Origin of the sequence: Pseudoalteromonas sp. S4492, assembly GCF_005886115.1 — a bacterium.
Lineage (GTDB): Bacteria > Pseudomonadota > Gammaproteobacteria > Enterobacterales > Alteromonadaceae > Pseudoalteromonas > Pseudoalteromonas gelatinilytica.
Genome location: NZ_PNCP01000034.1, coordinates 33029 through 57259 on the forward strand (window position 1 = coordinate 33029; position 24231 = coordinate 57259).

The 24231-nt window shown below is 43.3% G+C and carries 25 protein-coding genes; 5 read left to right on the top strand and 20 right to left on the bottom strand.

Translation table 11 applies throughout. The features are described 5' to 3' along the window. Nucleotides 1–28: 28 nt before the first annotated feature. The 16 genes from lpxC to mraZ all read right to left on the bottom strand — a co-directional run bounded on the left by lpxC (nt 29) and on the right by mraZ (nt 17759). Nucleotides 29–940: a UDP-3-O-acyl-N-acetylglucosamine deacetylase gene (gene lpxC, locus CWC28_RS10110; protein ID WP_063702592.1), complete on the bottom strand. Its 912-nt coding sequence runs from the start codon at nt 938–940 to the stop codon at nt 29–31. A 104-nt stretch (nt 941–1044) separates the two neighbouring features. Then, on the bottom strand, nt 1045–2292 hold the full coding sequence (gene ftsZ, locus CWC28_RS10115; protein WP_105174507.1) for a cell division protein FtsZ: 1248 nt from the start codon (nt 2290–2292) through the stop codon (nt 1045–1047). A gap of 21 nt (nt 2293–2313) precedes the next feature. Beyond that, complete coding sequence (ftsA, locus tag CWC28_RS10120) at nt 2314–3546, bottom strand: cell division protein FtsA (RefSeq protein ID WP_063702596.1); 1233 nt, start codon at nt 3544–3546, stop codon at nt 2314–2316. After that, nucleotides 3543–4322, bottom strand: a complete 780-nt coding sequence (locus CWC28_RS10125) for a cell division protein FtsQ/DivIB (protein WP_063702598.1) — start codon at nt 4320–4322, stop codon at nt 3543–3545. The genes ftsA and CWC28_RS10125 overlap by 4 nt, the downstream gene beginning before the upstream one ends. Before the next feature lies 1 nt (nt 4323). Beyond that, nucleotides 4324–5244, bottom strand: coding sequence for a D-alanine--D-alanine ligase (locus CWC28_RS10130; protein WP_105180142.1), 921 nt, complete (start codon nt 5242–5244; stop codon nt 4324–4326). After that, nucleotides 5241–6677, bottom strand: coding sequence for a UDP-N-acetylmuramate--L-alanine ligase (gene murC / locus CWC28_RS10135; RefSeq protein ID WP_370626057.1), 1437 nt, complete (start codon nt 6675–6677; stop codon nt 5241–5243). The genes CWC28_RS10130 and murC overlap by 4 nt, the downstream gene beginning before the upstream one ends. 17 nt (nt 6678–6694) lie before the next feature. Next, nucleotides 6695–7768: an undecaprenyldiphospho-muramoylpentapeptide beta-N-acetylglucosaminyltransferase gene (gene murG, locus CWC28_RS10140; RefSeq protein WP_105180141.1), complete on the bottom strand. Its 1074-nt coding sequence runs from the start codon at nt 7766–7768 to the stop codon at nt 6695–6697. After that, on the bottom strand, nt 7765–8940 hold the full coding sequence (ftsW, locus tag CWC28_RS10145; protein WP_063702606.1) for a cell division protein FtsW: 1176 nt from the start codon (nt 8938–8940) through the stop codon (nt 7765–7767). Before ftsW ends, murG begins: the two co-directional genes overlap by 4 nt. Continuing rightward, nucleotides 8937–10262 (bottom strand): UDP-N-acetylmuramoyl-L-alanine--D-glutamate ligase, encoded by a 1326-nt coding sequence (murD, locus tag CWC28_RS10150; RefSeq protein WP_138625108.1) that lies wholly within the window; start codon nt 10260–10262, stop codon nt 8937–8939. Before murD ends, ftsW begins: the two co-directional genes overlap by 4 nt. Beyond that, complete coding sequence (gene mraY, locus CWC28_RS10155; RefSeq protein ID WP_063702610.1) at nt 10263–11345, bottom strand: phospho-N-acetylmuramoyl-pentapeptide-transferase; 1083 nt, start codon at nt 11343–11345, stop codon at nt 10263–10265. Further along, nucleotides 11339–12727, bottom strand: a complete 1389-nt coding sequence (locus tag CWC28_RS10160) for a UDP-N-acetylmuramoyl-tripeptide--D-alanyl-D-alanine ligase (RefSeq protein WP_063702612.1) — start codon at nt 12725–12727, stop codon at nt 11339–11341. The genes mraY and CWC28_RS10160 overlap by 7 nt, the downstream gene beginning before the upstream one ends. Then, nucleotides 12724–14202: a UDP-N-acetylmuramoyl-L-alanyl-D-glutamate--2,6-diaminopimelate ligase gene (gene murE / locus CWC28_RS10165; RefSeq protein ID WP_138625109.1), complete on the bottom strand. Its 1479-nt coding sequence runs from the start codon at nt 14200–14202 to the stop codon at nt 12724–12726. The genes CWC28_RS10160 and murE overlap by 4 nt, the downstream gene beginning before the upstream one ends. Continuing rightward, on the bottom strand, nt 14195–16012 hold the full coding sequence (locus tag CWC28_RS10170; RefSeq protein ID WP_063702616.1) for a penicillin-binding transpeptidase domain-containing protein: 1818 nt from the start codon (nt 16010–16012) through the stop codon (nt 14195–14197). Before CWC28_RS10170 ends, murE begins: the two co-directional genes overlap by 8 nt. Continuing rightward, nucleotides 16009–16335, bottom strand: a complete 327-nt coding sequence (gene ftsL, locus CWC28_RS10175) for a cell division protein FtsL (RefSeq protein ID WP_063702618.1) — start codon at nt 16333–16335, stop codon at nt 16009–16011. Before ftsL ends, CWC28_RS10170 begins: the two co-directional genes overlap by 4 nt. After that, nucleotides 16335–17270, bottom strand: a complete 936-nt coding sequence (gene rsmH, locus CWC28_RS10180) for a 16S rRNA (cytosine(1402)-N(4))-methyltransferase RsmH (RefSeq protein WP_063702620.1) — start codon at nt 17268–17270, stop codon at nt 16335–16337. Before rsmH ends, ftsL begins: the two co-directional genes overlap by 1 nt. Before the next feature lie 30 nt (nt 17271–17300). Next, entirely contained in the window at nt 17301–17759 is a 459-nt protein-coding gene (mraZ, locus tag CWC28_RS10185) for a division/cell wall cluster transcriptional repressor MraZ (protein ID WP_054552739.1), read from the bottom strand. 461 nt (nt 17760–18220) lie between these two features. Between mraZ and CWC28_RS10190 the strand changes: the two genes are divergently transcribed. From CWC28_RS10190 to CWC28_RS10205, 4 genes are all read left to right on the top strand, one after another. Continuing rightward, nucleotides 18221–18562 carry a hypothetical protein gene (locus CWC28_RS10190; RefSeq protein ID WP_063702622.1) on the top strand — a complete coding sequence of 114 codons (342 nt, stop codon included), beginning with the start codon at nt 18221–18223 and terminating at the stop codon, nt 18560–18562. 5 nt (nt 18563–18567) lie between these two features. Continuing rightward, a complete protein-coding gene (locus CWC28_RS10195) occupies nt 18568–19014 on the top strand; it encodes a hypothetical protein (RefSeq protein ID WP_063702624.1) in 447 nt (148 codons plus the stop codon). Beyond that, nucleotides 19011–19271 (top strand): hypothetical protein, encoded by a 261-nt coding sequence (locus CWC28_RS10200; RefSeq protein ID WP_370625246.1) that lies wholly within the window; start codon nt 19011–19013, stop codon nt 19269–19271. Before CWC28_RS10195 ends, CWC28_RS10200 begins: the two co-directional genes overlap by 4 nt. Before the next feature lie 89 nt (nt 19272–19360). After that, complete coding sequence (locus CWC28_RS10205; RefSeq protein ID WP_244926734.1) at nt 19361–19936, top strand: AAA family ATPase; 576 nt, start codon at nt 19361–19363, stop codon at nt 19934–19936. Nucleotides 19937–19976: 40 nt separating this feature from the next. Here the strand turns inward: CWC28_RS10205 and CWC28_RS10210 are convergent, their stop codons facing one another. The 3 genes from CWC28_RS10210 to CWC28_RS10220 form a co-directional block, all read right to left on the bottom strand. Beyond that, nucleotides 19977–20948: a glutathione S-transferase family protein gene (locus tag CWC28_RS10210; RefSeq protein ID WP_063702630.1), complete on the bottom strand. Its 972-nt coding sequence runs from the start codon at nt 20946–20948 to the stop codon at nt 19977–19979. A gap of 9 nt (nt 20949–20957) precedes the next feature. Beyond that, entirely contained in the window at nt 20958–21800 is an 843-nt protein-coding gene (locus CWC28_RS10215) for a pirin family protein (protein ID WP_063702632.1), read from the bottom strand. Between the two features lie 82 nt (nt 21801–21882). Further along, a complete protein-coding gene (locus CWC28_RS10220) occupies nt 21883–22851 on the bottom strand; it encodes a YihY/virulence factor BrkB family protein (RefSeq protein ID WP_063702634.1) in 969 nt (322 codons plus the stop codon). Nucleotides 22852–22973: 122 nt separating this feature from the next. Here CWC28_RS10220 and CWC28_RS10225 point away from each other — a divergent pair, with 122 nt between their 5' ends. Further along, the gene (locus tag CWC28_RS10225; RefSeq protein WP_063702636.1) at nt 22974–24053 is read left to right on the top strand and encodes a mechanosensitive ion channel family protein; all 1080 of its coding nucleotides are present in this window, start codon (nt 22974–22976) and stop codon (nt 24051–24053) included. A gap of 12 nt (nt 24054–24065) precedes the next feature. Here the strand turns inward: CWC28_RS10225 and tatA are convergent, their stop codons facing one another. Further along, entirely contained in the window at nt 24066–24221 is a 156-nt protein-coding gene (gene tatA, locus CWC28_RS10230; RefSeq protein WP_082401550.1) for a twin-arginine translocase TatA/TatE family subunit, read from the bottom strand. Nucleotides 24222–24231 lie beyond the last annotated feature (10 nt).

The window sequence follows — 24231 nt, forward strand, 5'->3', positions numbered from 1 at the left end:
ATTTTTTGTAACTGTAATATGCTTGCGATTAAGCTGCCGCTACTTCTAAGCCTGGTGCTGGCATAGTCACTGGGGTATCGAAAGTTGCCCATTCCCATGCTGACTCAGTCGCCATAATTTTACGAAGTAGTTTATTGTTTAAATCATGGCCTGATTTATAAGCCGTGATTTTACCTAGAATGTTGTGGCCAGTCATAAACATATCGCCCACACAGTCTAAGATCTTGTGTTTAACAAACTCATCGCTATAACGTAAGCCGTTTGGATTCAGTACTTTAAACTCATCCAATACAACTGCGTTATCCATGCTACCACCTAATGCTAGGTTGTTAGCGTGCATATACTCGATATCTTTCATAAAGCCGAAAGTACGTGCGCGGCTGATTTCTTCAGTGAAGCTTTGTGCCGTGATATCTAAACCGATACGTTGGCGGCTTTCATTGATTGCTGGGTGATCAAACGCAATTTCAAAATCGATGTGGAAACCATCGTATGGTTCGATCTCAGCCCATTTATCGCCTTCTTCAATACGTACTTTTTCTTTAATACGAATAAAGCGTTTAGCTGCATTTACTTCTTTAATGCCGCCTTTTTGTAACAAATAGATGAATGGTAATGCACTACCATCCATGATTGGTACTTCTGAGCTATCTAATTCAACAATTAGATTATCAATACCCATTGCCGCTACCGCCGCAATAAGGTGCTCAGTCGTTGATAAACGAACGCCATCTTTGTTTGTTAAACAGGTACACAGTTGCGTATCACCAACGGCTTCTGGTGTTGTTTCAAAATCAACAACCGGATCAAGGTCTACGCGACGAAATACTATCCCAGTATTTGCGCTCGCAGGTCGGAGAGTAATAGTGACCTTCTCACCTTTATGAAGTCCAATTCCTATGGCTTTGACTACTTCTGCAATCGTACGCTGTTTAATCATAGGTTCGCTCACTTATAGTTACAGTTAGACGGCGAATTGTATCATAAATACATCCAGCTGCCAATTTGTTTATTTATCGAACAAAATTACCAACAAAAACTGTCTTAGTCAGCTTGCTTTCTTAGGAAAGCAGGAATGTCGAAGTAATCGCCACCCTCTGATTTATCAGACTTTTTGCTGCTCTCAGTGCTGCTAGATACTGAGCTGCTCGCTGTACTTTGTTGTACTGACTCTTGCTTTTCAGACGCAGATGACATGCTTACGTCATCGCTGCTGCCTTGACTTGCAAAGCTTGGTACATACATGCTGCTAGTCGTTTGGTTCATTGAGCTGTGTACATCAGAACCTGATGCTTTCTTAAAGCCATTATCAACAATACCAAACTGTGGACGACGATCGCCGCCTAAACCTGTTGCAACAACCGTTACACGTAACTCGTCGCTCATTTCAGGGTCAATTACCGCACCTACAACCACTGTTGCGTTTTCTGACGCAAGTGCTTTAACGTGGTTACCAACAATTTCAAATTCTTCAATCGCAATATCCATACCTGCGGTGATATTAACTAGGATACCTTTAGCACCTGTTAAATCAACATCTTCAAGTAATGGGCTTGAAATAGCCGCTTCAGCTGCTTCTTGCGCGCGGTCTGGACCAGACGCTGATGCTGTTCCCATCATCGCAGTGCCCATCGCTGACATTACTGTACGTACGTCTGCGAAATCCACGTTGATTAGACCAGAACGTGTAATTAGCTCTGCAATACCTTGTACCGCACCAAATAACACGTCATTCGCTTTTGCGAAGGCATCTAATAGTGTAGTCCCTTTGCCTAAAACTTTAAGCAATTTATTGTTCGGAATTGTAATAAGTGAGTCTACAGTTTCTGACAATTCATTAATGCCTTGTTCAGCAGCTGCAGCGCGCTTTTTACCTTCGAAGTCAAATGGGCGTGTTACTACAGCAACCGTTAGAATACCTAACTCTTTAGCAATTTTAGCAACCACTGGTGCAGCACCGGTACCCGTACCACCGCCCATACCTGCAGCGATGAACACCATGTCAGCGCCTTCAAGGCTGGCACGGATAGTATCAGCGTCTTCTTCAGCAGAGTTACGACCCACTTCAGGGTTTGCACCCGCACCTAGACCAGAGGTGATTTGTGTACCTAGCTGTACTGTTACATCAGCCGACGAATTACGTAATGCTTGTGCATCTGTATTCGCGGCAATGAAACGTACGCCTTCAATTTGTTGTTTTACCATGTGCTCAACAGCGTTACCGCCGCCACCGCCCACGCCAATTACTTTAATGACAGCTTCTTCGCTGTGCTGTTCCATCATATCAAACATGTTTACTCTCCGACTTGAGTCTTAAAACTCACCTTGGAACCATTTAGTAATACGGTTCCACCAATTATTATCACCTTCCGCTTTCGACTTTTGTGCATTCATCGATTGCATTGTACGGCCGTATTGTAACAAACCAACCGCGGTCGCGTACGAAGGATCATCTACATAATCTGTCAAACCAACAATCCCGATTGGTTTGCCAATTCTGACCGGCATTTGGAAAATGTCTTCTGCCACTTCCATTGCACCCGTCATTTTTGCTGTTCCGCCAGTAATGACGAGACCTGCAGCAATTTGGTCTTCAAAACCTGAGCGGCGTATTTCTTCCATCGCCAACTCGAATAATTCTCTAAAACGTGGCTCCACAACCTCAGATAAGGTATGACGCGACATAATGCGCGCAGGACGACCACCCACACTCGGCACTTCAATCGTGTCTTCGTTGCTTGCCATTTGGCTACTAGCACACGCATATTGTACTTTGAGTGACTCAGCATGTGATATAGGTGTTCTAAATATTTTTGCAATATCACCAGTCACTTGGTTACCAGCTACCGGAATAACGGCTGAGTGACGAAGCGCACCATTAATATAAATGGTGATATCCATAGTGCCGCCACCAATATCTAACACAGCCACACCCAGTTCTTTTTCATCATCTGTAAGTACTGAATAACATGATGCCAGTGCTGTAAAGATCAACTGATCGACTTCGAGACCACAACGCTCAACGCACTTTTCGATATTCTTTGCCATATCATTTGAGCAAGTAATGATGTGCGCGCGAGCTTCCATACGAACACCGCTCATTCCAAGTGGGTTTTTAATCCCCTCTTGCATATCAATGCTGTACTCTTGTGGCAGTGCATGCAGCATTTTGCGCTCTGCTGAAATTGGCACAGAGCGAGCAATGTGAATCACATTTTCGATATCTTCATCAGTTACTTCAGTGTTGTTAATCGCAACGACACCGCTTTCGTTTTGGCACTGGATGTGTTTTCCAGAAATACCTAAATAAACAGAGCTGATACGGCAATCAGCCATCAACTCTGCTTCGTCTATTGCGCGACGAATCGATTCAGAAACAAGGTTAAGGTCGTTAACGCCGCCTTTATCCATACCATGCGATACTTGGCTGCCAACACCCACAATGCTTAGTTTGTTATCTGCGGTGATTTCACCAACGGTGGCCACAACTTTCGATGTGCCAACGTCTAATCCAATCACTAGGTTTCTTTCTGCTGACTTGGTCATGCCTTACTCTTATTTTCTAATTGTTCTTCTTGCACTGGCTTCCAGCTCACCGCAAGACCGGTATCATACCGTAAATCAACAACATCGATTTGTGCATCTGCACGTTGTTCCATGCGCGGATACACGTCAATAAAACGTTGTACACGCTTTGCTTTTTCTTTGCGGCCTAAGTTCAGGCGAATGCCGTTATCAAGCCATAACTGCCACGAAAAACGCTCTGATAGCGCTAAACTTGTCAGCTCTAAATTATTCACTTTAAGCATTTCTTGAAATTGACGAAATGCAGTCCACGCTTCGATTTCACTGCCTTCAGGGCCGTAAAGCTGCGGCAAAGTAGTAGGTAATTTTTCACTACTGGCCTGAAACACTTCGCCTGCTTGGTTTAGCAGTAAATCACTGTTCCAGTGCGCTACAGCTTGGTGTTCAACAACATAGACCTGTAAGGTATCTGGCCATTGTTTTCTGACCGAGGCTGTTGCCACCCAAGGTAAGCTTTGCACTAAGCGTTGCACATGTTTTACGTCTAATTCAAAAAAACTCGATAAGTCGGCTTTTTTTATTGCACCAATAATTGCTTTTTCATCAGTATATTGGGGCTGACCAAGTACTGATAAATGCTTTATTTGTGCGTCTTTATTTTCGACCAACCAATCAGAGACGCCCGTGGTGATTTTCACTAATGCAAAAATCACCACTAGAAAAAAGCTCACACCAAAAATCAACGACCAATTTAGCTGTTGTTTTAATTGTTGCGCTTTTTCTAAAAAAGGATGCATATTAAAGTGTTTGCTCCAAAATGCGAACAACTAATTGCTCAAAGCTTGCACCATTTGCTTTTGCCGCCATTGGTACTAAAGACTTTTCTGTCATGCCTGGTACCGTATTTACTTCTAATAAGTAAAAGTTTCCTTGCTGATCACGCATTGCATCAACACGGCCCCAACCACTTGCACCGACTAAATCAAACGCTTTTAATGCCATATCTTGCAACAATTCAGTTTCTTGCGCAGATAAATCTGCTGGGCAATGGTACTGAGTTGTATTTGATTGGTACTTAGCTTGATAGTCATAAAAACCATTCGGCGTCGTCATTTCAATCACTGGCTGAACATCTTGTCCAAGTACCGCAACAGTAAATTCACGGCCAGTGATCCACTGCTCTACAAGCACTTGGCTATCAAACTTAAATGCAGCATTTAATGCAGCATCGAGTTGCTCTGCGCTACTTGCTTCTGCCATACCAATGCTTGAACCTTCATGTGACGGTTTGACCATCACTTTGCCAAATTCATTAATAATCGCTTGGCTATCAAATTCATAACGGCTATCAACAACGGTATAAGGCGAGGTGCTTAAGCCCATCGCTTTGAACAAGTGTTTACAACGCACTTTGTCCATCGCAAGTGCAGAGCCAAGTACATCACTACCGGTATAAGGAATACCCATAAATTCAAGCGCACCTTGAATGGTGCCATCTTCACCACCACGACCATGAAGGGCAATGAATACACGTTCAATGTTTAATTCTTTTAATTGCCATAACGGCTGATCTTTTGGATCAAAAGCAATGGCGTCAACGCCAACACTTTGCAAAGCGTTCAATACGGCTTGGCCAGATTTAAGAGAAACTTCTCGTTCGGCAGATGTGCCACCAAAAAGTACCGCTACTTTGCCAAATTTGTCGCTTAACTGGCTCATACATTTACCTGCTTTAGTTGTTCAATAGACAAGTTGGTTGCTGCTAACTTTTTCACTAACTGGCCTATGTTACCAGCGCCTTGTGTTAAAACTAAATCATTATCTTGCATAATATCAGCAAGGACACCGGCAAGCTCAGAGCTACTAGCAACATGCAGTGGCTCTTTGCCACGCTGGCGTAAACTACGACATAAACTCTTACTATCAGCACCCACAATTGGCTCTTCGCCCGCTGAGTACACATCAAGGAGTAATAGCTGATCAACATCAGCAAGTACTTTGACAAAATCTTCGTACAAGTCGCGAGTACGACTATAACGGTGCGGCTGGTAAACCATCACTAAACGTTTATCTGGCCAACCCTCACGAACCGCAGCAATTGTCGCTGCAACTTCAGATGGATGATGGCCATAGTCATCAACTAACATCACATTGCCGCGCTCATTTTCAAACGTACCATAATGTTGGAAGCGGCGGCCTACACCTTCAAACTTTGCAAGTGCCTCTAAAATTGCATGGTTCGCAATGTTTTGATCTTTAGCCACTGCAATCGCCGCTGTCGCGTTAAGCGCGTTGTGTTTGCCCGGCATATTAAGCGTGACAGCTAAGCTTTCACCTTGCTTATTCACTACACTAAATGAGCAGGTATTCGCTGTTTGGCTAAAATCAAGCATACGGTAATCAGCTTCGGCCGATTCACCATAGGTAATAACAGGACGTCCAAAGCGCGGGATCAGCTCTGCCGCAACCTCAGAATCAATACACACCACTGCTAAACCATAAAACGGTAAGTTATGAATGAAATCAACATAGGTGTCTTTCATTTTTTCTAAGCTACCGCCGTACGTATCCATGTGATCTTCTTCGATATTCGTGATCACCGATACCATAGGCTGTAAATGTAAGAATGACGCATCACTCTCATCAGCTTCTGCAATTAAAAAGTCACTTTTACCAACCTTGGCATTACTTCCTGCACTATTTAACAGGCCACCAATAATAAATGTTGGATCAAGGCCAGCTTGCGCATAAATGCTCGCGATTAAACTCGTGGTTGTGGTTTTACCATGAGTGCCTGCTACCGCAATTCCGTGGCGAAAACGCATTAGTTCAGCCAGCATCTCAGCACGGCGAACAATAGGAATACGCGCCGCTTTAGCCGCTTTAATCTCAGGGTTTTGCTCATTTATAGCACTTGATACCACCACAACGCTGGCATCTTTTACATTGTTTTCATCATGACCAATAAATACTTCTGCACCCACTTGAATTAAGCGCTCAGTCATTGCACTGTGCGCAATATCTGAGCCTGTGATGCGGTAGCCTTCAAAAGCAAGTACTTCGGCAATTCCACCCATGCCTGCACCACCAATCCCAACAAAATGGATGGTGTCGATACGACGCATCGCAGGACGAGTGTTGTTTTCTTTCATCGTGCTTTCTTTCACTACTAATCTCTTCTATCTGCTAGTTGCTCACAGCGTTTTGCTACATTGGCTGTGGCATCTAAAATAGCAAGTTGTTTTGCTTTACTTGCCATTGTTGAAATTTTTTCTGGTGCGTTTACGTACGGTGTTAATAACTCAACGACCGCAGTTTTGTTGAACTCGCTTTGCTGCATAATCAGCGCGGCATGTTCTGTCACTAAATATTTTGCATTGGCAGTTTGATGGTCGTCGACAGCATGTGGGAAAGGCACAAATAATGCCATTCGACCCGCTGCGGCAATCTCACTGACCGTTAACGCACCAGCGCGGCAAATTACCAAATCGGCCCATTGATATGCACTATCCATATCATCAATGAATTCAGCAACTTTGCTATTTTCAGCTAATCCTAACTGTTGATAGCTCGCAGTCACATTCGGTTCATTATTTTTACCTGTTTGGTGCCATATATTAAGCGTTGTTAGCGCTGAAAGTTCACTGAATACAGCAGGTAAAGTCTCATTAAGTACCTGCGCACCAAGTGAACCACCCACCACAAGCACATTGATCGGTGTCGTTGTTTGCTTGGCGGTGACATTTGCAACACTGGCTCTGACCGGATTACCCACCACTTCACATTGTTCTTTTGCAAAAGCCGATGGAAAAGCGGCTAACACTTTATTGGCAAACTTTGCTAACCAGCGGTTACTCATACCTGCAACCGCATTTTGCTCATGAATAACCAAAGGAATACCTAAGCTCTTTGCTGCAATCCCCGTAGGTCCGGTCACATAGCCACCCATAGCAAGAACAACATCAGGCTTTTGTGCTTTTAAAATTTTACGTGCTTGAAAAATCGCATTCATCACCATAAATGGCGCTTTAATCAAGCGTTTAATTCCATTACCACGCACACCTTTCACATTGATAAAATCAATCTCAATGTTGTGTTTAGGAACCACAGTGGCTTCCATTCTATCAGGCGTACCAATCCAGCTAACTTGCCAGCCTTGTTGCTTTAAAAAGTCAGCAACAGCAATACCTGGGAAAATATGGCCACCGGTACCACCTGCAACTACCAGTAATTTTTTACTCATCGCTTACCTCCACGAGAGGTAGCCTGCTTAGTCGCCATTTTTGTCTCAAAATCTATTCGCAAAAGTACACCTGTTGCTATGGTCATAATTAATAAGCTTGAACCACCGTACGAAATAAACGGTAGCGTTAAGCCTTTTGTTGGTAAAATACCTGCACTTGCGCCAATATTTACCATGGTTTGAAACGCAAACCAGATACCAATAGCAAAGGCAAAATAGCCTTCGTACTCTTTGCCACATTTAAGCGCTTTTTGACCAATCAACAAGGCTCTGAATACAAACACACCGAGTACCATCAAGATACTCACTACGCCAAAAAAGCCGAGCTCTTCACCAATCACAGCAAAGATAAAGTCATTATGTGCTTCTGGTAGATATTGCAGTTTTTGTACGCTATTACCTAAGCCTTGACCAAACCAGCCACCTTGGCTGTATGCCATTAGCGATTGTACTAACTGATAACCTTTACCGAATGGATCTTCCCATGGCTCTAAAAAGCCTGTAACACGAGCCATACGGTATGGTTCAGCAATAATCAAAACCACAACGGCTGCTATACCCGTTAAGATAAGACCAAAAAACTGCCATAACTTAGCGCCGGCTAAAAACAGTAAACCTACAGTAGTCACAAACAACACCACCACGGTGCCTAAGTCTGGTTGCATTAAAATCAAAAACGCATACACACCAAACACAGCTAATGGCTTAAAGAAACCTTTTAAGTTCTCTTGCACTTCTTCACGTTTACGCACTAAGTAACCGGCAATGTAACTAAAGAAATACAACTTCGCAGCCTCGGCTACCTGAAAACCAACTGGGCCGATTGGTATCCAACGTTTTGCGCCATTCACTTCACGGCCAACAATCAGCACCAAAACGAGTAAACCTAAACCCAGTAATAATAAATAAGCGTTACTGCGTTTCCACCAATCCATAGGCACATTAGTGGCAATCCAAAACAAGAAAAAGCCCATGATTAAAAACATGCTATGACGAATAATAATGTGGTACGGATTATCAAAAATTCGCTCGGCAGTTGGCATTGACGCACTGGTTACCATCACAAAACCAACACCTATCAACATAAACATGCAATACAGCAACGGCACATCATAAAGTTGTGGCGATTGCTTTGGTGTTAATGCTTCACGGATGTCAGCAAATGCGATCATACTGCCTCCGCCAATACGCACTGTGCAAAATCATCGCCACGTTGCATATAGTTGTTATACATATCGATGCTGGCACAAGCAGGTGCTAATAAAACGATATCGCCGCTGCTGCTTAGCTGTTTAGCTAACTGCACAGCTTCATGCATGTTGGTGGTTAGGTGGCCTTTTTCGGTTAATGCCACAAGTGCTTTAGCATCCTTACCAAAACAAATAAGCGCTTTCACTTTGTCATTTAAATAAGGCTTCAAGGCATCTAAATCTGCCCCTTTTGCATCACCACCGGCAATCACAACTAGTTGCTTTGCTTGATCAGCTAAGCTTTCAATCGCAGCGATAGTCGCACCAACATTGGTCGCCTTTGAATCGTTAAAGTATTTCACTTCATTAATTTCGGCGACAAACTGGCAACGATGGGCAAGTCCAGTAAATGCACTAAACGCTTGCTGATAATGCGCTGTAGAGATGCTAAACGGGCTCAATAACGCCATCACCGCGAGCGCATTTTGTTGGTTGTGCGAGCCAACAACTTGCAAACAGCTTGCAGGCAACACAGGTTTACCGTGTGCTGCAAAGTATTGCTCACCGTGATGTTCAACCAAGGCAAAATCTGCATTGGCAAGTGCAAAGCTCACTTGAGGTTGCTTTGCAGTGTGCGTTGCCACATCAATGGCATTGACTACCGCAAGTTCAGAGCCGTTATAAATACTTTGCTTAGAGTCAATGTATGCTTGGTAGCTTGGGTAACGATCAAGGTGATCTTCACTCACATTCAAGACACAGGCACTTTTTGCTTTTAAGCTGTGCGTGGTATCAAGTTGAAAACTCGACAGCTCAAGTACATACACATCGTAGTCTTGCGAGAGTAAATCAAGCACCGCAGTACCAATGTTGCCACCAAGGCCTACTTTATAACCAGCCGCTTTAAGCACTTCAAACGCCAATGTAACCACTGTCGACTTACCATTTGAGCCAGTCACCGCGACAATCGGCTTATCCGTCAATCTAGCAAAAAGCTCAACATCACCAATCACTTCAACACCAGCATCAATTGCCTTTGCTACAGCGGGTGTAGCGAGGCTTAAACCTGGGCTGATGATAATAATGTCATTGCTGGCTAAGTCTGCCTGTTCTAAGTCACCAAAGTGAGTCGTTAACTCACTGGCATGCTCATTTAGCCAATCAGCACCCGGCGGCGCTGTGCGGCTATCAACAACAATTGGCTTAATATTCTGAGACAATAAAAAACGCACAATGCCCAGACCGGTTACACCGAGTCCGAGCACTGAAATTTGTTTGTTTTTAATCTCGTTAATTACTGTCATTTACCTGATCTTTAATGTCGCAAGGCCAGCAAGTACTAGCACGATTGAAATAATCCAAAAGCGCACAATAACGCGCGGCTCAGGCCAACCCTTTAATTCATAATGGTGGTGAATAGGCGCCATTCTAAAAATACGTTGACCACGTAATTTGTATGAACCTACTTGTAAAATCACCGATAATGCTTCCATTACAAACACACCACCCATGATGATAAGTACCAGTTCTTGGCGAACCAGCACCGCAATAATACCCAAAGCACCACCCAGTGCTAATGAGCCTACATCACCCATAAATACCTGTGCTGGGTAGGTGTTAAACCATAAGAAACCAAGTCCAGCCCCGACAATCGCAGTACACACAACCACAAGCTCACTGGCGAGCGGTAAATGCGGAATATGTAGGTAGCTTGAGAAATTAACGTTACCAGTTAAGTAAGCAATAATGGCAAGTGCTGCCGCTACTAAAATGGTTGGCACAATCGCTAAACCATCAAGGCCATCTGTCAGGTTTACCGCGTTCGACGTACCTACAATTACAAAGTAAGTCATCACGATATAAAACAAGCCAAGTTGTGGTAACACGTCTTTGAAAAACGGCACAACTAATGAGGTTTCGCTGCCTTGCTGCGAGGTAAAATAAAGCGCACTGGCAACCACTAACGCAATCACTGATTGCCAAAAGTATTTCCACTTCGCAATTAAGCCTTTAGGGTCTTTGCGGATCACTTTACGGTAGTCATCAATAAAGCCAACCACACCTAACGAGCCCACTACAAATAAGGTTGCCCAAACATATTTATTTGAAAGGTCTGCCCACAGTAAAGTGCTAGTAAAAATCGCCGCTAAAATCAAAATGCCGCCCATAGTTGGGGTGCCTTTTTTAGATAGGTGAGACTCTGGGCCATCGTGACGAACCACCTGACCAATCTGCATTTTTTGTAATGCACGAATTAGCTTAGGACCAAAATAAAGTGAGATAAGCAGTGCTGTTAAAATACCTAAAATCGCGCGCAGCGTAAGGTAAGAAAAAACATTAAAGCCACTGTAATACTGTGTTAAATACTCTGCCAGCCAAACTAACATGACGATACTCCATTGTTGCCATCTTGCTGGCTATTTACTAAATCTTCGACCACTAGCTCCATACGAGAACTGCGCGAACCTTTGACAACAACCGTGGTTTTTTGCATCGATTGGGCAAGCACACTTTGTAATTGTTGTAATAATTGTTCACGACTTGAGAAGTGGCGGTTTGGCTTTTCAAATACATCACTGGCTGATTTGCTTAATACGCCTAAGCTATAAAGCTCATCAATGCCTTTTTGCTGTGCATACTCACCGACTTGTTGATGATAAAAGCGCGCTTCTTCGCCAAGCTCTCCCATATCACCTAACGCAAAAATACGACGACCCGGCATATCACTTAATAAATCAATTGCTGCTTTAACCGATTGCACATTCGCATTATAGGTATCATCAATCACCGTCAAGGTATCTGATACTTTAAGGACGTTAACGCGGCCTTTAACTTCGCCCATGGTCGCCAGCGCTGATGCAACGCTTTCAAGGCTTACACCCAACTCAGTGGTTAAGGCAGTTGCAATTAACGCATTAGCAATATTATGTTTGCCCGGTAATGCGAGCGTAACAGGTACTTTTTTATCTTTATTACAAAGCATGAAAGAAGCGCGCGCTTGTTCATCAAGCACCACATCTTCCGCCCAATAATCTAATTGTTGGCTAGTAGAAAAGCGTTTTACATTGCGTTCAGTTAATTTATCAAGCCAAAAATCGGCAAAGTCGCTGTCGCAATTGACGATAGCCACCCCATTAGGCTTTAAGCCGTCATAGATTTCGCCTTTTGCCGTTGCAACACCTTGTAATGAGCCAAAGCCTTCTAAGTGAGAAGCCGCAACATTACATACCACAGCAACATCAGGTTTTGTCATTGCAACGGTGTAAGCTATTTCACCAATGTGGTTTGCACCTAACTCAATCACCGCATATTGGTGCTGTGGTTCAAGGCGTAATAATGTCAGCGGTACACCAATGTCATTATTAAAGTTACCTTTTGTTGCCAGTACTTCGCCGTGACCAGATAAAATCGCCGCACACATTTCTTTAACGGTCGTTTTACCAACGCTACCTGTGATAGCAATTGTTTTTGGTGCGACCTGTGCCATCACAGCGGCGCCGATTTGGCCAAGCGCAATACGTGTGTCACTGACCACAAACTGCACAATATCGACATTAACAGGACGCGCTACAATGGCAGCTATCGCCCCTTTTTCTTTTGCTTGCGCAACAAATTTATGACCGTCAAAGTTAGGCCCTTGTAGCGCTAAAAACACTTCACCGTCGCACAACGTACGGGTGTCAGTGTTAATATTTTTTACCGTTTGATTACCACCTTGGTAATCGGTTGCTAGAACATTTGCTAGCCAATCAAAATCCATAGGGATCATAACTGCGCCCCTTGCGATTTTTCTTTTAATTGTTGTTGTACATATTGACGATCGCAGAAGTCGATTCGTTGGTCGCCAATAATTTGATAGTCTTCGTGGCCTTTACCTGCAATAAGAATGACATCATCAGCCCCCGCTTGTGCGATGGCATAGCTAATAGCTTGTGCGCGGTCTGCTTCACAATGTGCTCGTTCAGGCTGTTCAAGCCCTGCAACCACATCTGCGATAATAGCGTCTGGGTCTTCACTTCTCGGGTTATCACTGGTGATAATAATACGGTCTGCATTACCTTCAGCAGCTTTTGCCATCATCGGGCGCTTGCCTTTATCTCGGTCGCCACCACAGCCAAACACACAGCTCACGCCACCTGGAACATGTTTTTGCAATGCTTGTAATGCCAGTGCTAATGCATCAGGAGTGTGGGCATAGTCAACAATACAAGTCGGTTGACCTGGCGCACTAAATGCCTGCATACGCCCTGCTACAGGCTGTAATGTTTTACACCCTTCAACAAGTAAATTAAGCGGGTAACCCATACCTAATAAAGTGGCCATTGCAGCGGCTAAGTTATAAAGGTTAAATTCACCAAATAGCGTACTGTTAACTTCAGCTTGTCCCCAACTGGTATCAAACTTCGCTGAAATACCGGCGTTATCATAAGTTACATCGCTGAAATAAACAAAACGTGCGTTTTCAGGTGGTAAATTTTTATGTCCATAACAAATCAGGTTATTAAAGTCGTATTTATCTAACCATGCTTCAACTTGCGCATCGTCTTGATTAAGCACTACAAGCTCAGGCATATGGTCACGCATTAACATCAACTTCGCATCACCATAGGCATCCATCGTGCCATGATAATCTAAGTGATCGCGTGAAAGATTAGTAAACACTGCAGCTTTAAATTTACACTGTTCAACACGTTGCTGAACTAAGCCATGAGATGAGACTTCCATAGCCACAACATCATTCTGCTCTGCAACAAGTTCAGATAAAATACGTTGTAAATCAACGCTCGATGGTGTGGTATTTGCCAGCTCAGTCAAGTTATCTGGATGCCCATAACCAAGCGTACCAATCACAGCTGCACGTTTATGACAGTGCTGCGCTAAGTGTGCGATCATTGCTGTGGTAGTTGATTTACCATTGGTGCCTGTCACACCCACTAAATCCAGCTGCTTTGATGGCTGTTGGTAAAAAGTAGCTGCAAGTGCAGGCAGCTTTTTCGCTAAATCGGTTACTAAATAAAGTGGTTCAAAATCACTTTCGAACTCACATAAACGGTCGGCAATGACTGCCACCGCACCATTTTCAATAGCTTTTTCAATAAACTGTCCGCCATCAAGTTGATGGCCTTTTATGGCAACAAACACATCGCCAGCTTTTACATCTCGGCTATCAAGACGTAGTTGATTGACCACTAAACTATTGGCCTCAACATCAATACGATTAAGAATCGGTTTTAAATCACGCATCGTTATCTTTGCCTTCTACGTACGCAACCGCATCTTTGTCCGGTGCAACGTTGAGAATTCTTAAGGCATTGGAGACAATCTCTGCAAATGCAGGACCTGCCGTCGCACCGCCGTAATAAACATCTCCACCCGGTTCGTTAATCATTACTACTACCGCTAAACGTGGGTTACTCGCTGGTGCAAGGCCAGCAATATAGCCGACGTACTCGTCACCGTAACCACCTACCGCGGCTTTTTTAGAAGTACCTGTTTTTGCTGCTGCGCGATAGCCATCAACATGAACCTTTTGTGCGGTACCGCCTTTCTCAAACACGCTTTCCATCATGTGAACAACAGCTTCAACGTCTTTTTGCTGAAAAACTCGCTCACCTTCAGGAATTGACTCTTGTTTAAGTACCGTAAGCGGACGCATCACGCCACCTGAACCTAACATCGCATAAAAGCGCGCCATTTGTGCGGTGCTTACAGCGAGGTTATAGCCAAATGATAATGCGGCAATTTCATGATCTGACCAGCGGCGATTTGGATAAAATAAACCACTGCTTTCACCAACCATGCCCGTGCCACTGTCGCTGCCAAATCCGACTTTTTCATACAGGCTAACAAAGTAGTCTTTTGGTAGTTCTTGACTCACCTTTGTTACACCCATATTACTTGAATACTTTAAGATTTCTCTTAACGTCATCTTGCCGTGATTACGGGTATCTTGTACTAGGCTTCCGCCAACGCGCATCCAGCCAGGAGAAGTATCAACGATTGAATCCGGTTGAATTGTGCCGTAGTCTAAACCAGCTAAAATGGCTAGCGGCTTAACAGTTGAGCCAGGCTCAAACAAATCGGTAATTGCACGGTTGCGACGCTTATGTGGAGCTGCATCTGATAAGTTATTTGGGTTAAACGACGGGCTGTTCACCATGGCTAACACTTCGCCGGTTTTAACATCTACAACCATAGCCGAGCCAGAGGTCGCTTTGTACGATAAAACTGCTGATTTTACCGCTTTGTAGGCAATTGCTTGAATACGCTGGTCGATGCTTAAATGAATGTTCTCTGGTTCTACACGCTCACGTTCATCGAGCACTTCGACTTCACGGCCTTGCGCATCTTTACGAATAGTACGTTGCCCTTCAACACCGGTTAACGATTTTTCATACAGCTTTTCAATCCCTTCGATACCATGACCATCAATGTTGGTGAAACCAATAACATGAGCTGTCACTTCACCAGCTGGGTAATAACGTTTTGACTCATCCAGCAAATGAATACCTGGTAAACGAAGGTCACCAATATAGTTAGCAACGGCAGGGGTAACCTGACGTTTTAGATACACAAAACGACGTTTTGGGTTATCACGTAGGCGAGAGTTAATTTTACTAGGTTCAATACGTAATACATCAGCAAGCTCACGCCAACGAATATCATTGCTGTAATAAGCAGCAATACGTTTATCTAATTCAACTGTGTTTTCTGCAAGTGCTTGTTGGTCTTCGCCGTTTTTGCGAGCTTGACGAAGAACTTTACTGATCAGTGATTTATGTAGCGCTTTAGGATCAGCATACACACTCACTACAGGCACACTCACTGCCAATTCTTTGCCATTGCGATCGAAGATCATGCCACGCTGCACATGTTGTTTTTCAACTCGTACAGTACGTTTATCACTTTCTGAACGGGCTTTGTCCGGTTCAATCACTTGTAAAAAAGCGGCACGCGCAACCAGCGTCATAAAGACTAAAAACACCACAGAGCACACAAGCAAAAAGCGCCATGTGATTAAGGTATTAGTTGGCTTTTTCCCTCTGCTTCTCATCGCAGTATTACCACCTGTTCGTCTTGGCTGGTTGGCCGTTTCATTTCTAATTGCATGGTTGCTACTTCTTCAATGCGCGCATGCTGCGAATAAAACTCTTCTTCTACGAGCAAGTAACGCCACTCTAAATCGAGCTCATCGCGTTCTTGCAATAATTTGTCTTGTGTTATCAGCTGCTGACGCGCTAAATGCGTCACCTGAACCACACTCAAGCTTGATGCGAGGATCACAACCAACAAGGCCAAGGTCAGCTTATTAGCTCCTAGGCCTTTAAAAATCTCGATAAATAAATTGGGTTGGCGATGTGTCGCTTTAGCTTTCATTACAACCTCTGAGCTACCCTTAACACTGAGCTACGTGAACGCGGGTTCGCTTCAATTTCCGCCTTACTTGGCTTAATGGCTTTACCCACTGCCTTTAACGTCAGGTTTTTGTTTATTTGTGCGTCCGTCAAAGGCAGACCTCTGGGTATCGCCTCTCCCTTACTCTGTTTTTTAATAAACTGCTTAACAATGCGATCTTCTAACGAGTGGAACGAAATAACCACTAAACGTCCACCAGGTTTTAACACCTCAACAGCGGCTTGCAGTGCAGTTTGAATTTCTTCAAGCTCACTGTTGATATAAATACGGATCGCTTGGAATGTTCGTGTAGCTGGGTGTTTATGTTTATCTTTCACTGGCACCGCTTCATCGACTAAGTCAGCAAGCTGCTTAGTGCTGATGATCGGTGTATGCTCACGTGTTTCAATAATTTTATGAGCAATACGACGACCAAATTTTTCTTCGCCGTAGGTTTTAATCACATGAGTAATATCTTCAAGTTCAGCTTCTGCTAGCCATTGTGCCGCACTGCGACCACTGGTTGGGTCCATACGCATATCAAGCGGGCCATCTTTCATAAAACTAAAGCCACGCTCAGCATCATCAAGCTGTGGTGAAGAAACGCCGATATCTAACAGAATACCGTCAACCTTGCCGATTAAATCGTTATCTTCGGCAACCGTTTTAAGATTTGAAAAGCGAGTGTGAGCAATCGAAAAACGTGCATCATCAGCAAATTTTTCGGCAGCTTTAATAGCTTGTGGGTCTTGGTCAATCGCTTGTAAGCGACCTTGCTCACTTAATCGCGCAAGAATTTGTCCAGAGTGTCCACCGCGACCAAATGTGCCATCCATGTAAATGCCTTCGGGTTTTATATCCAAAGCATCTATGGTTTCGTCCATCAGTACAGAGACATGTTCAAATTGCGCTGTCATTAGCTATTTTTTGCCTTTTTATTATTGTGGTTAGAGTGAAAAGTTATCAAATTCAGGATTCGCCTCAAAATCGCCTAGGCGTTCAATTTCAGTATCTTGGCGCATTTGTTCATGCCAACGATCTTCATCCCAAATTTCAAACTTGTTCATCAAGCCAACCAACATGATTTTTTTTCCAAGTTCTGCATGTGCGCGTAACGACGGCGCCAGCAAAATTCGGCCATTTTTATCTAGTTGATACTCTGTAGCGTTACCGAGCAACATACGTTGCATACGGCGAGCGCGTGGATTCATGTTCGAAATTTTTAATAATCGTTCTTCAATTTCGAGCCATTCTGCTAACGGATATAACCACAAACACGGTTCGTTTAAGGCTACAGTGCAAATAACCGTTCCCTGATCTTCAGACAAGATCGCATCTCGGTACTTTGTAGGTACCGCAAAGCGTCCTTTATCATCCAAACTCAGAGAGCTCGCACCCCGAAACATAGCTTGCCTTAAAAATTAGGTTATTAATCGTTAATGATTATTTCCGATCCAGTTTGATCCACTAAAAACCACTTTTTACCACAGTGCTCCAGTTTAGGGCTTGACAAGCCTTTTTGTCAAGTAAGCAGATCATCATAAGCGCCTTGTGAAGCCAGAAAAAATAAGGGCTCGGGCAAAGCCTATGAATTACGTGGGAAAAAGTGGTAAACATCGAAAAAAAATTTTTTTCCTATTTTCTTGGCTATGTATTAGGGAAAAATGGTTAATGAATGACCAATGAATAATTACAAAAATTTCTTATTCTGTAATTTTTACTTAATCACCCTGCAAGAGTTACGAGCATTCTCCAACCAACGGCTGATTTAAAAACATAACGCATTGAAAAAATTAACTTTTACTATTTGGTATGAAGGTTGCGACAGGTTAACTACCAATTAAATGGCAATTTTTAAGGAATGATTATGACTACCGCAACTTCAAAATCGAACTCAAGCGCAGCAACTAATGGCAGTGCACACTCGAACGCGGCTCAAGTAGAGGCGCCATTCACAGAAAAAGCAACAGAAGCAGCACACCACGCTGTAGATGCATTATCATCGCGTGCAGCAAGTGCTGAGCACAGTGTTCGTCAAGGTGCATCGAGCTCAGCTCAAACGCTTTCTGAAAAGCAAGCTATAGCACGCGCTAAAATTAATGAGTACAGTGGTAAAACTCGTAAGCTTGCATCAGAGAACCCACTTGCGACAGCAGGTATTGCATTTGCAGCAGGCATGCTAGTAACCGCACTTATTCGTCGTAAGTAATCGTTATGCAATCTTCTCAATCTACAGATGAGAAAACGCAAGATGCCAATGATCAGCCGTTAAACGCTGATCAGTGGCAAGATCATCTTGCCAAATTATCTGACTATGCCAAACAGCTTTATATTGACTACCGCAAGCAAACGGGGCTTTGCAAACAGCTTGCCGCAGCGGAGTGGCGCTTATCAACACGCTCACTCGCCTTAACGATTATCTTACTCGTCTGTTTTGCTGGGGGGTTAGTGCTGCTATGGGCTGGCTTACTTGCCACTGTAGGTATCGCGATATTTAGCTTTAGCCAATCATTGTGGTTATCTGCTGTTTCATTGATTGTTTTGCAATTGCTTTGTCTTACATGGCTTTGGAAAAACATTGGTTATGTCAGCAGTAAAATTGGTTTTGATCATACGCTCAAGAGCGTTCGTCAATTACTGAATATAAATAAGGATGAATGATGTTAATTGATTATTTTATCAATAAGCCACAACACAAAGTCAGTGAGCTTAGTCATCAAATGGATTTACAAGATGAGCTTAAACGCCAGCATCATCAAGCATTTAATTACCGCCTGAAACGTTTTGCTGTCAGTAAGGTGGGTATTGCCAGTGCCTTTACGGCGGGTATGGGCTACGAAGCGCTCAATGATCCACAGCCAAAAAGCAGCAAACTGAAACAAATTGGTCGCTTTAGCTGGTTACTGCGTTTGTTGTGATCTTTATCATGTAAAGTGTGCATTTTACTTCTCTTTTCCAGCCATTTTCATTACTTTAAACACACACTAGCTATTTGTGGAAACCTAAGGTGAAAAAAAGGATTGTATTAACAGGCGGACCTGGTGGTGGTAAAACAACAGCCATCGATTTATTAAGACGTGAGTTTTCAAAACAAATTGTCGTGGTGCCAGAGTCTGCGACCATGCTTTTCAGTGGTGGTATAGAACGAGGCGATTCAGCTCATCTTATCAAAGCCCATCAACAAGCTATCTTCAGCTTACAAAAACACCTTGAACATATTCAGCGAACCATGCACCCAGATCGTTTAATGCTTTGCGATCGTGGTAGCTTAGATGGCCTTGCCTACTGGCCTGGTGAACAAGATGAGTTTTTTCAGTGTTTAAACACCAGCCTAGAAATCGAACTTAACCAGTATGATGCAGTGATCTTTTTTGAAACGGCTGCTAAATCTGGGCAGAGTATTCATTCTAATAACCCAGTCAGAAACGAATCTGATCAACAAGCCATATTGCTTGATGACAAACTACAAGCTGTTTGGTCTCAGCACCCTAACTTTAATTTAGTGAAAAGTTCAGAGTCATTTATTCAAAAGGTGATGTTTGGCATCGACACCATCCGCAAGGTCATGGATAGCTATAACTAACAGCTTAATCAAGCCATTAAACTGTTAGTTATCAGGTCTATTAACCACGATTATGTGGTCGAGCGTAGTCTATATCAGGCCCTTTTGGCACAACTTGAGTTGGGTTGATCATGGTGTGGCTAAAATAGTAATGACGTTTTATATGATAAAAATCAACGGTCTTACTTACACCTTCAACTTGATATAACTCACGCAAATAATTGCTGATCGCCGGATAGCTCTCGATAGTACGCAAATTACATTTAAAGTGGCCCACATAAACACTGTCGAAGCGAATTAAAGTAGTAAATAAACGCCAGTCGGCCTCTGTCAGTGTGTCACCCACTAAATAACGATTAGCTGTTAAACGTTGCTCAATCTTATCTAGAGCGGCAAAGAGATTATCAAAGGCTTCTGTATAAGCTTCTTGCGTTGTCGCAAAGCCAGCACGATACACCCCGTTATTAATATTGTGATAAACAAACTCATTAACTTCATCAATTTCAGAGCGCAACGATTGCGGATAAAAGTCGCGTTCATTACCTGTAAAGCCATTAAACGCGCTATTAAACATTCTGATAATTTCAGCAGATTCGTTACTAACAATACGCTGCGTTTTTTTATCCCAAAGCACGGGAACCGTAACACGACCTGAATAATCTGCTTTGTTACGCGTATAAATTTGATGCATAAAGTCGCTATCGAAAAGTGCATCACCTGTGCTGTGATTATCTTTATCAAAGGTCCAGCCATGCTCCAACATGTCAGGGCTTACAACCGACACACTAATATAATCTTCAAGGCCTTTTAAATGGCGAAAAATCAAAGTGCGATGAGCCCAAGGGCAAGCTAAAGAGACATAAAGATGGTAACGATCTTTTTCAGCTTTGAAGCCCGCATCACCGCTTTGCCCTGCACTGCCATCTGCGCTAACCCAGTTACGTAACTGGGCTGCCTCACGTTTGAACTCACCTTGATTGTTATCGGTGTCGTACCATTTATCTTGCCATTGGCCATTTACTAGTAATCCCACAATAACCTCCTATAGTGTGCCAAATTTACCTAGCTGATAGTCACGTACAGCTTGCTGTAACTCAGCTTGGGTTGTCATTACAAACGGGCCCATATGAGCGATTGGTTGCTTAAGCGGCTCACCGGCTAAAATCAAAACGCCAGCCCCCGTTTGCGAGTTAAACTCAATGTCACTGTCAGGCTCTAAAATCAATAAGCTACCCGCTTTAACTGGGCCGCCTTGCTCAGTATGAATTTCTCCAGTATGGATATAAATCATCACCTTCGTTTGTGTAAGCGGTGTATGGTAAAACTGCGTACCAGCCGGTAAAGTCACATCAGCAAGCATGCCGTCAGCGGCGAGGTCTTGTAAGCTAGACACCTGCTCTTCTCCGGCAAATTGCCAGCTTCCTGCCAACGCTTTAAGCTCAACACCCTGCTCATTTTGACTCGTTGGCGCTGGCGCTTCAGTGGTATCTTGATATCGCGGCGCTCTTAGCTTCTCGGCACTTGGCATATTGAGCCAAATTTGAAAGCCGTGCATGCCTTCTTTGGCATCTGCTAATGGCATTTCACTGTGGATCACACCAAAACCGGTACTCATCCACTGCACATCACCAGCGCGAATCGCTTTTTTGTTACCCATTTGATCTTGGTGTTCAAAGCCACCTTTAATAATGTACGTAAAGGTTTCAATACCACGGTGAGGATGCGCAGGAAAGCCGCCCATAAAATCACTGTGATCATCAGACTTCAGCTCATCGATCATTAAAAAAGGGTCTAAATACTTGCCATCAAAGCCTGGAATACGGCTGATGTTTACACCATCACCATCTTGTGTGGCATGGCTATTTAATTGTTGAATCACTTTCATAACTTTACTCCCGTAAATTGTATGAAATGATTGTAGGCGCTAATTTAACTAACAACCATGAGTAAAATTCGCACTAATCATTCTATTTATGAGAATGCTCATTTTGTTGCCTGGTTAACCTATCAGCGACTGTTGCCCCGCGATCTCCCACTTCTTTGTCAGGGCCTATGGTGCTATCGACTAAGGTTTGTTGCTCGGCACTGGCATTAATGGCCGCACCAAAAATAATGATGTATGCGCTGATATAAAGCCACATCAACATGATCACCACACCCCCTAACGATCCATAGGTTTCGTTATAACTTGCAAATTGTGATACATAATATGAAAAACCGATTGATGCGATGATCCACAGTAAGGTGGCAAGCATTGAGCCAGGGGTGATCCAGCGCCATTTGGCAGGCGTTCTGTGAGGCGCATAACGATATAAAAATGCTAAAGCGCAATTAAAAATAATGGCTAATAGTGGCCAAGTAATAAGCTGAATCATTAAATCGATAAGCTCAGTTAAACCAACTAAATTAAGCACTATTGGCAAAATACCAATGATCAATAACGCCACCAGCGCAACCACAATAGCACCTAACGAAAATAAAAAACGCACCACTAATGCCATAAAAAACTGGCGCTTATTGCGCTGATGATAAGTAATGTTGCAGGCAGTGATCAGTGCTTGGCAGCCTTTACTACTACTCCAAACTGTTAATAACAAGGTCCCTATGGCGCTGACACTTAATACCTTTTGTGATTGCTGAGTGATGCCACTCACTTGCAGCAAAATAATGTCGCGGCTACTTGCAGGTAAAATGGCAATCACTTTATCGAGTTGATCATAAATATCGGTTGGCGAAGCAAAATAAGCATACACAGAGACTATGGCCGCCAGCGCAGGGAAAATCGCCAACAAGGCATAAAACGCCACACCTGCCGCCACGAAAGATAAATTGTCTTGTGATAGGTTGTGATAAACCCGCTTACTGATATCCCACCAACCGCGAATTGGGATCTCCATCGGTGAGCGAGCGTGGTAACCACGATTGTCCTTACTCATAAACGACCTAAATAATTGCCTTTAACACTCTCAAGCTGCAAACAACTTGCCAGTAATAATGGCGTCTGAATTGCATTAAGCTACGCTTATAAAAACACTACAAAGATCCATGGAGCGGTGCGATGAGTTATTACTTACTTATTAAAAATCAATTGGCTAGTTTGTTCAGCCCCACCATTTGGGTAACATCGCAAGCAATCCCTGCGAGCTTATCTTGGCAAGACTTAAATTCTCAAATTACGCAGTTTTTACATACTGCATGGCAAATGTTACCAGCACTGACACTCGGTATTGCGGCCATCATCATTTGCTACTTATTAGCTCGTCCTTTATCGTATTTATTAATAAAGCCGCTTGGCTTTGTCAGTGAAAGTAAACTTTTACATGTAGTGACGAGGCGCTTTTTTAGCATCATTATCATCTTGTTTGGGGTGTACTTATTTTTGCGTCTTGCAGGGCTTACCAGTTTTGCTGTAGCGATTATGAGTGGGACTGGTTTAGTTGGGCTTATTTTAGGCTTTGCTTTTCGCGATATCGCTGAAAACTTTATTTCAAGCATGCTGCTCAGTGTGCAGCGCCCTTTTCGTATTGACGATGTGATTGAAGTTGATGGTCGTTTAGGGGTGGTTAAAAAGGTTACGGCTCGCGCCACCACCTTGGTGGATTTTGATGGCAATCACATTCAAATTCCTAATGCGACCGTGTATAAAAACGTCATTAAAAACCTCACTGCAAACCCGAAAATGCGGGGTCACTTTAATGTTGGCATTGGCTACGATAATGACATTCGCTACGCCCAACAATTAGCAATGAAGGTGGTTAATCAAAACCCTGCTGTTATTAATGATCCCCCAAGCCAAGTGTTAATTGATTCTTTAGGCTCAGCGACTTTAAATCTAACCATTTATTTTTGGGTTAATAGCCGCGAACACAGCACTGTCAAAGTCGCTTCACAATTAATGCGAGAATTGGTCAATACCTATTTAGCAGAGCAAATCAGCATGCCTGATGATGCTCGCGAGCGAATTATTTTAAATAGCGAGAACGATAATGAGCAGCCAAACAATAATGCAAGCGCAGAGCCAAAAACAGCAAAATCACTCGACGACCACAGCCTTGATGACGTTAGCAGTGATGCCGATGATATTCGCGAACAAGCGGATCAATCTCGCGACCCTGAACAGGGTAGCAATATAATTTAAAGTACTTGAGAGCTAGGCTTCATCATTGGGTTTATCTTGCATAGCACGCTTAAACCCTTTGACTGACGTCCCTAAATCTCCACCAATTCGAGATAATTTTTTTGTGCCAAATAACAGCACCACAATTGCGGCAATAATGGCTAATTGCCAAACACTAATTCCTGCCATAACAACCTCT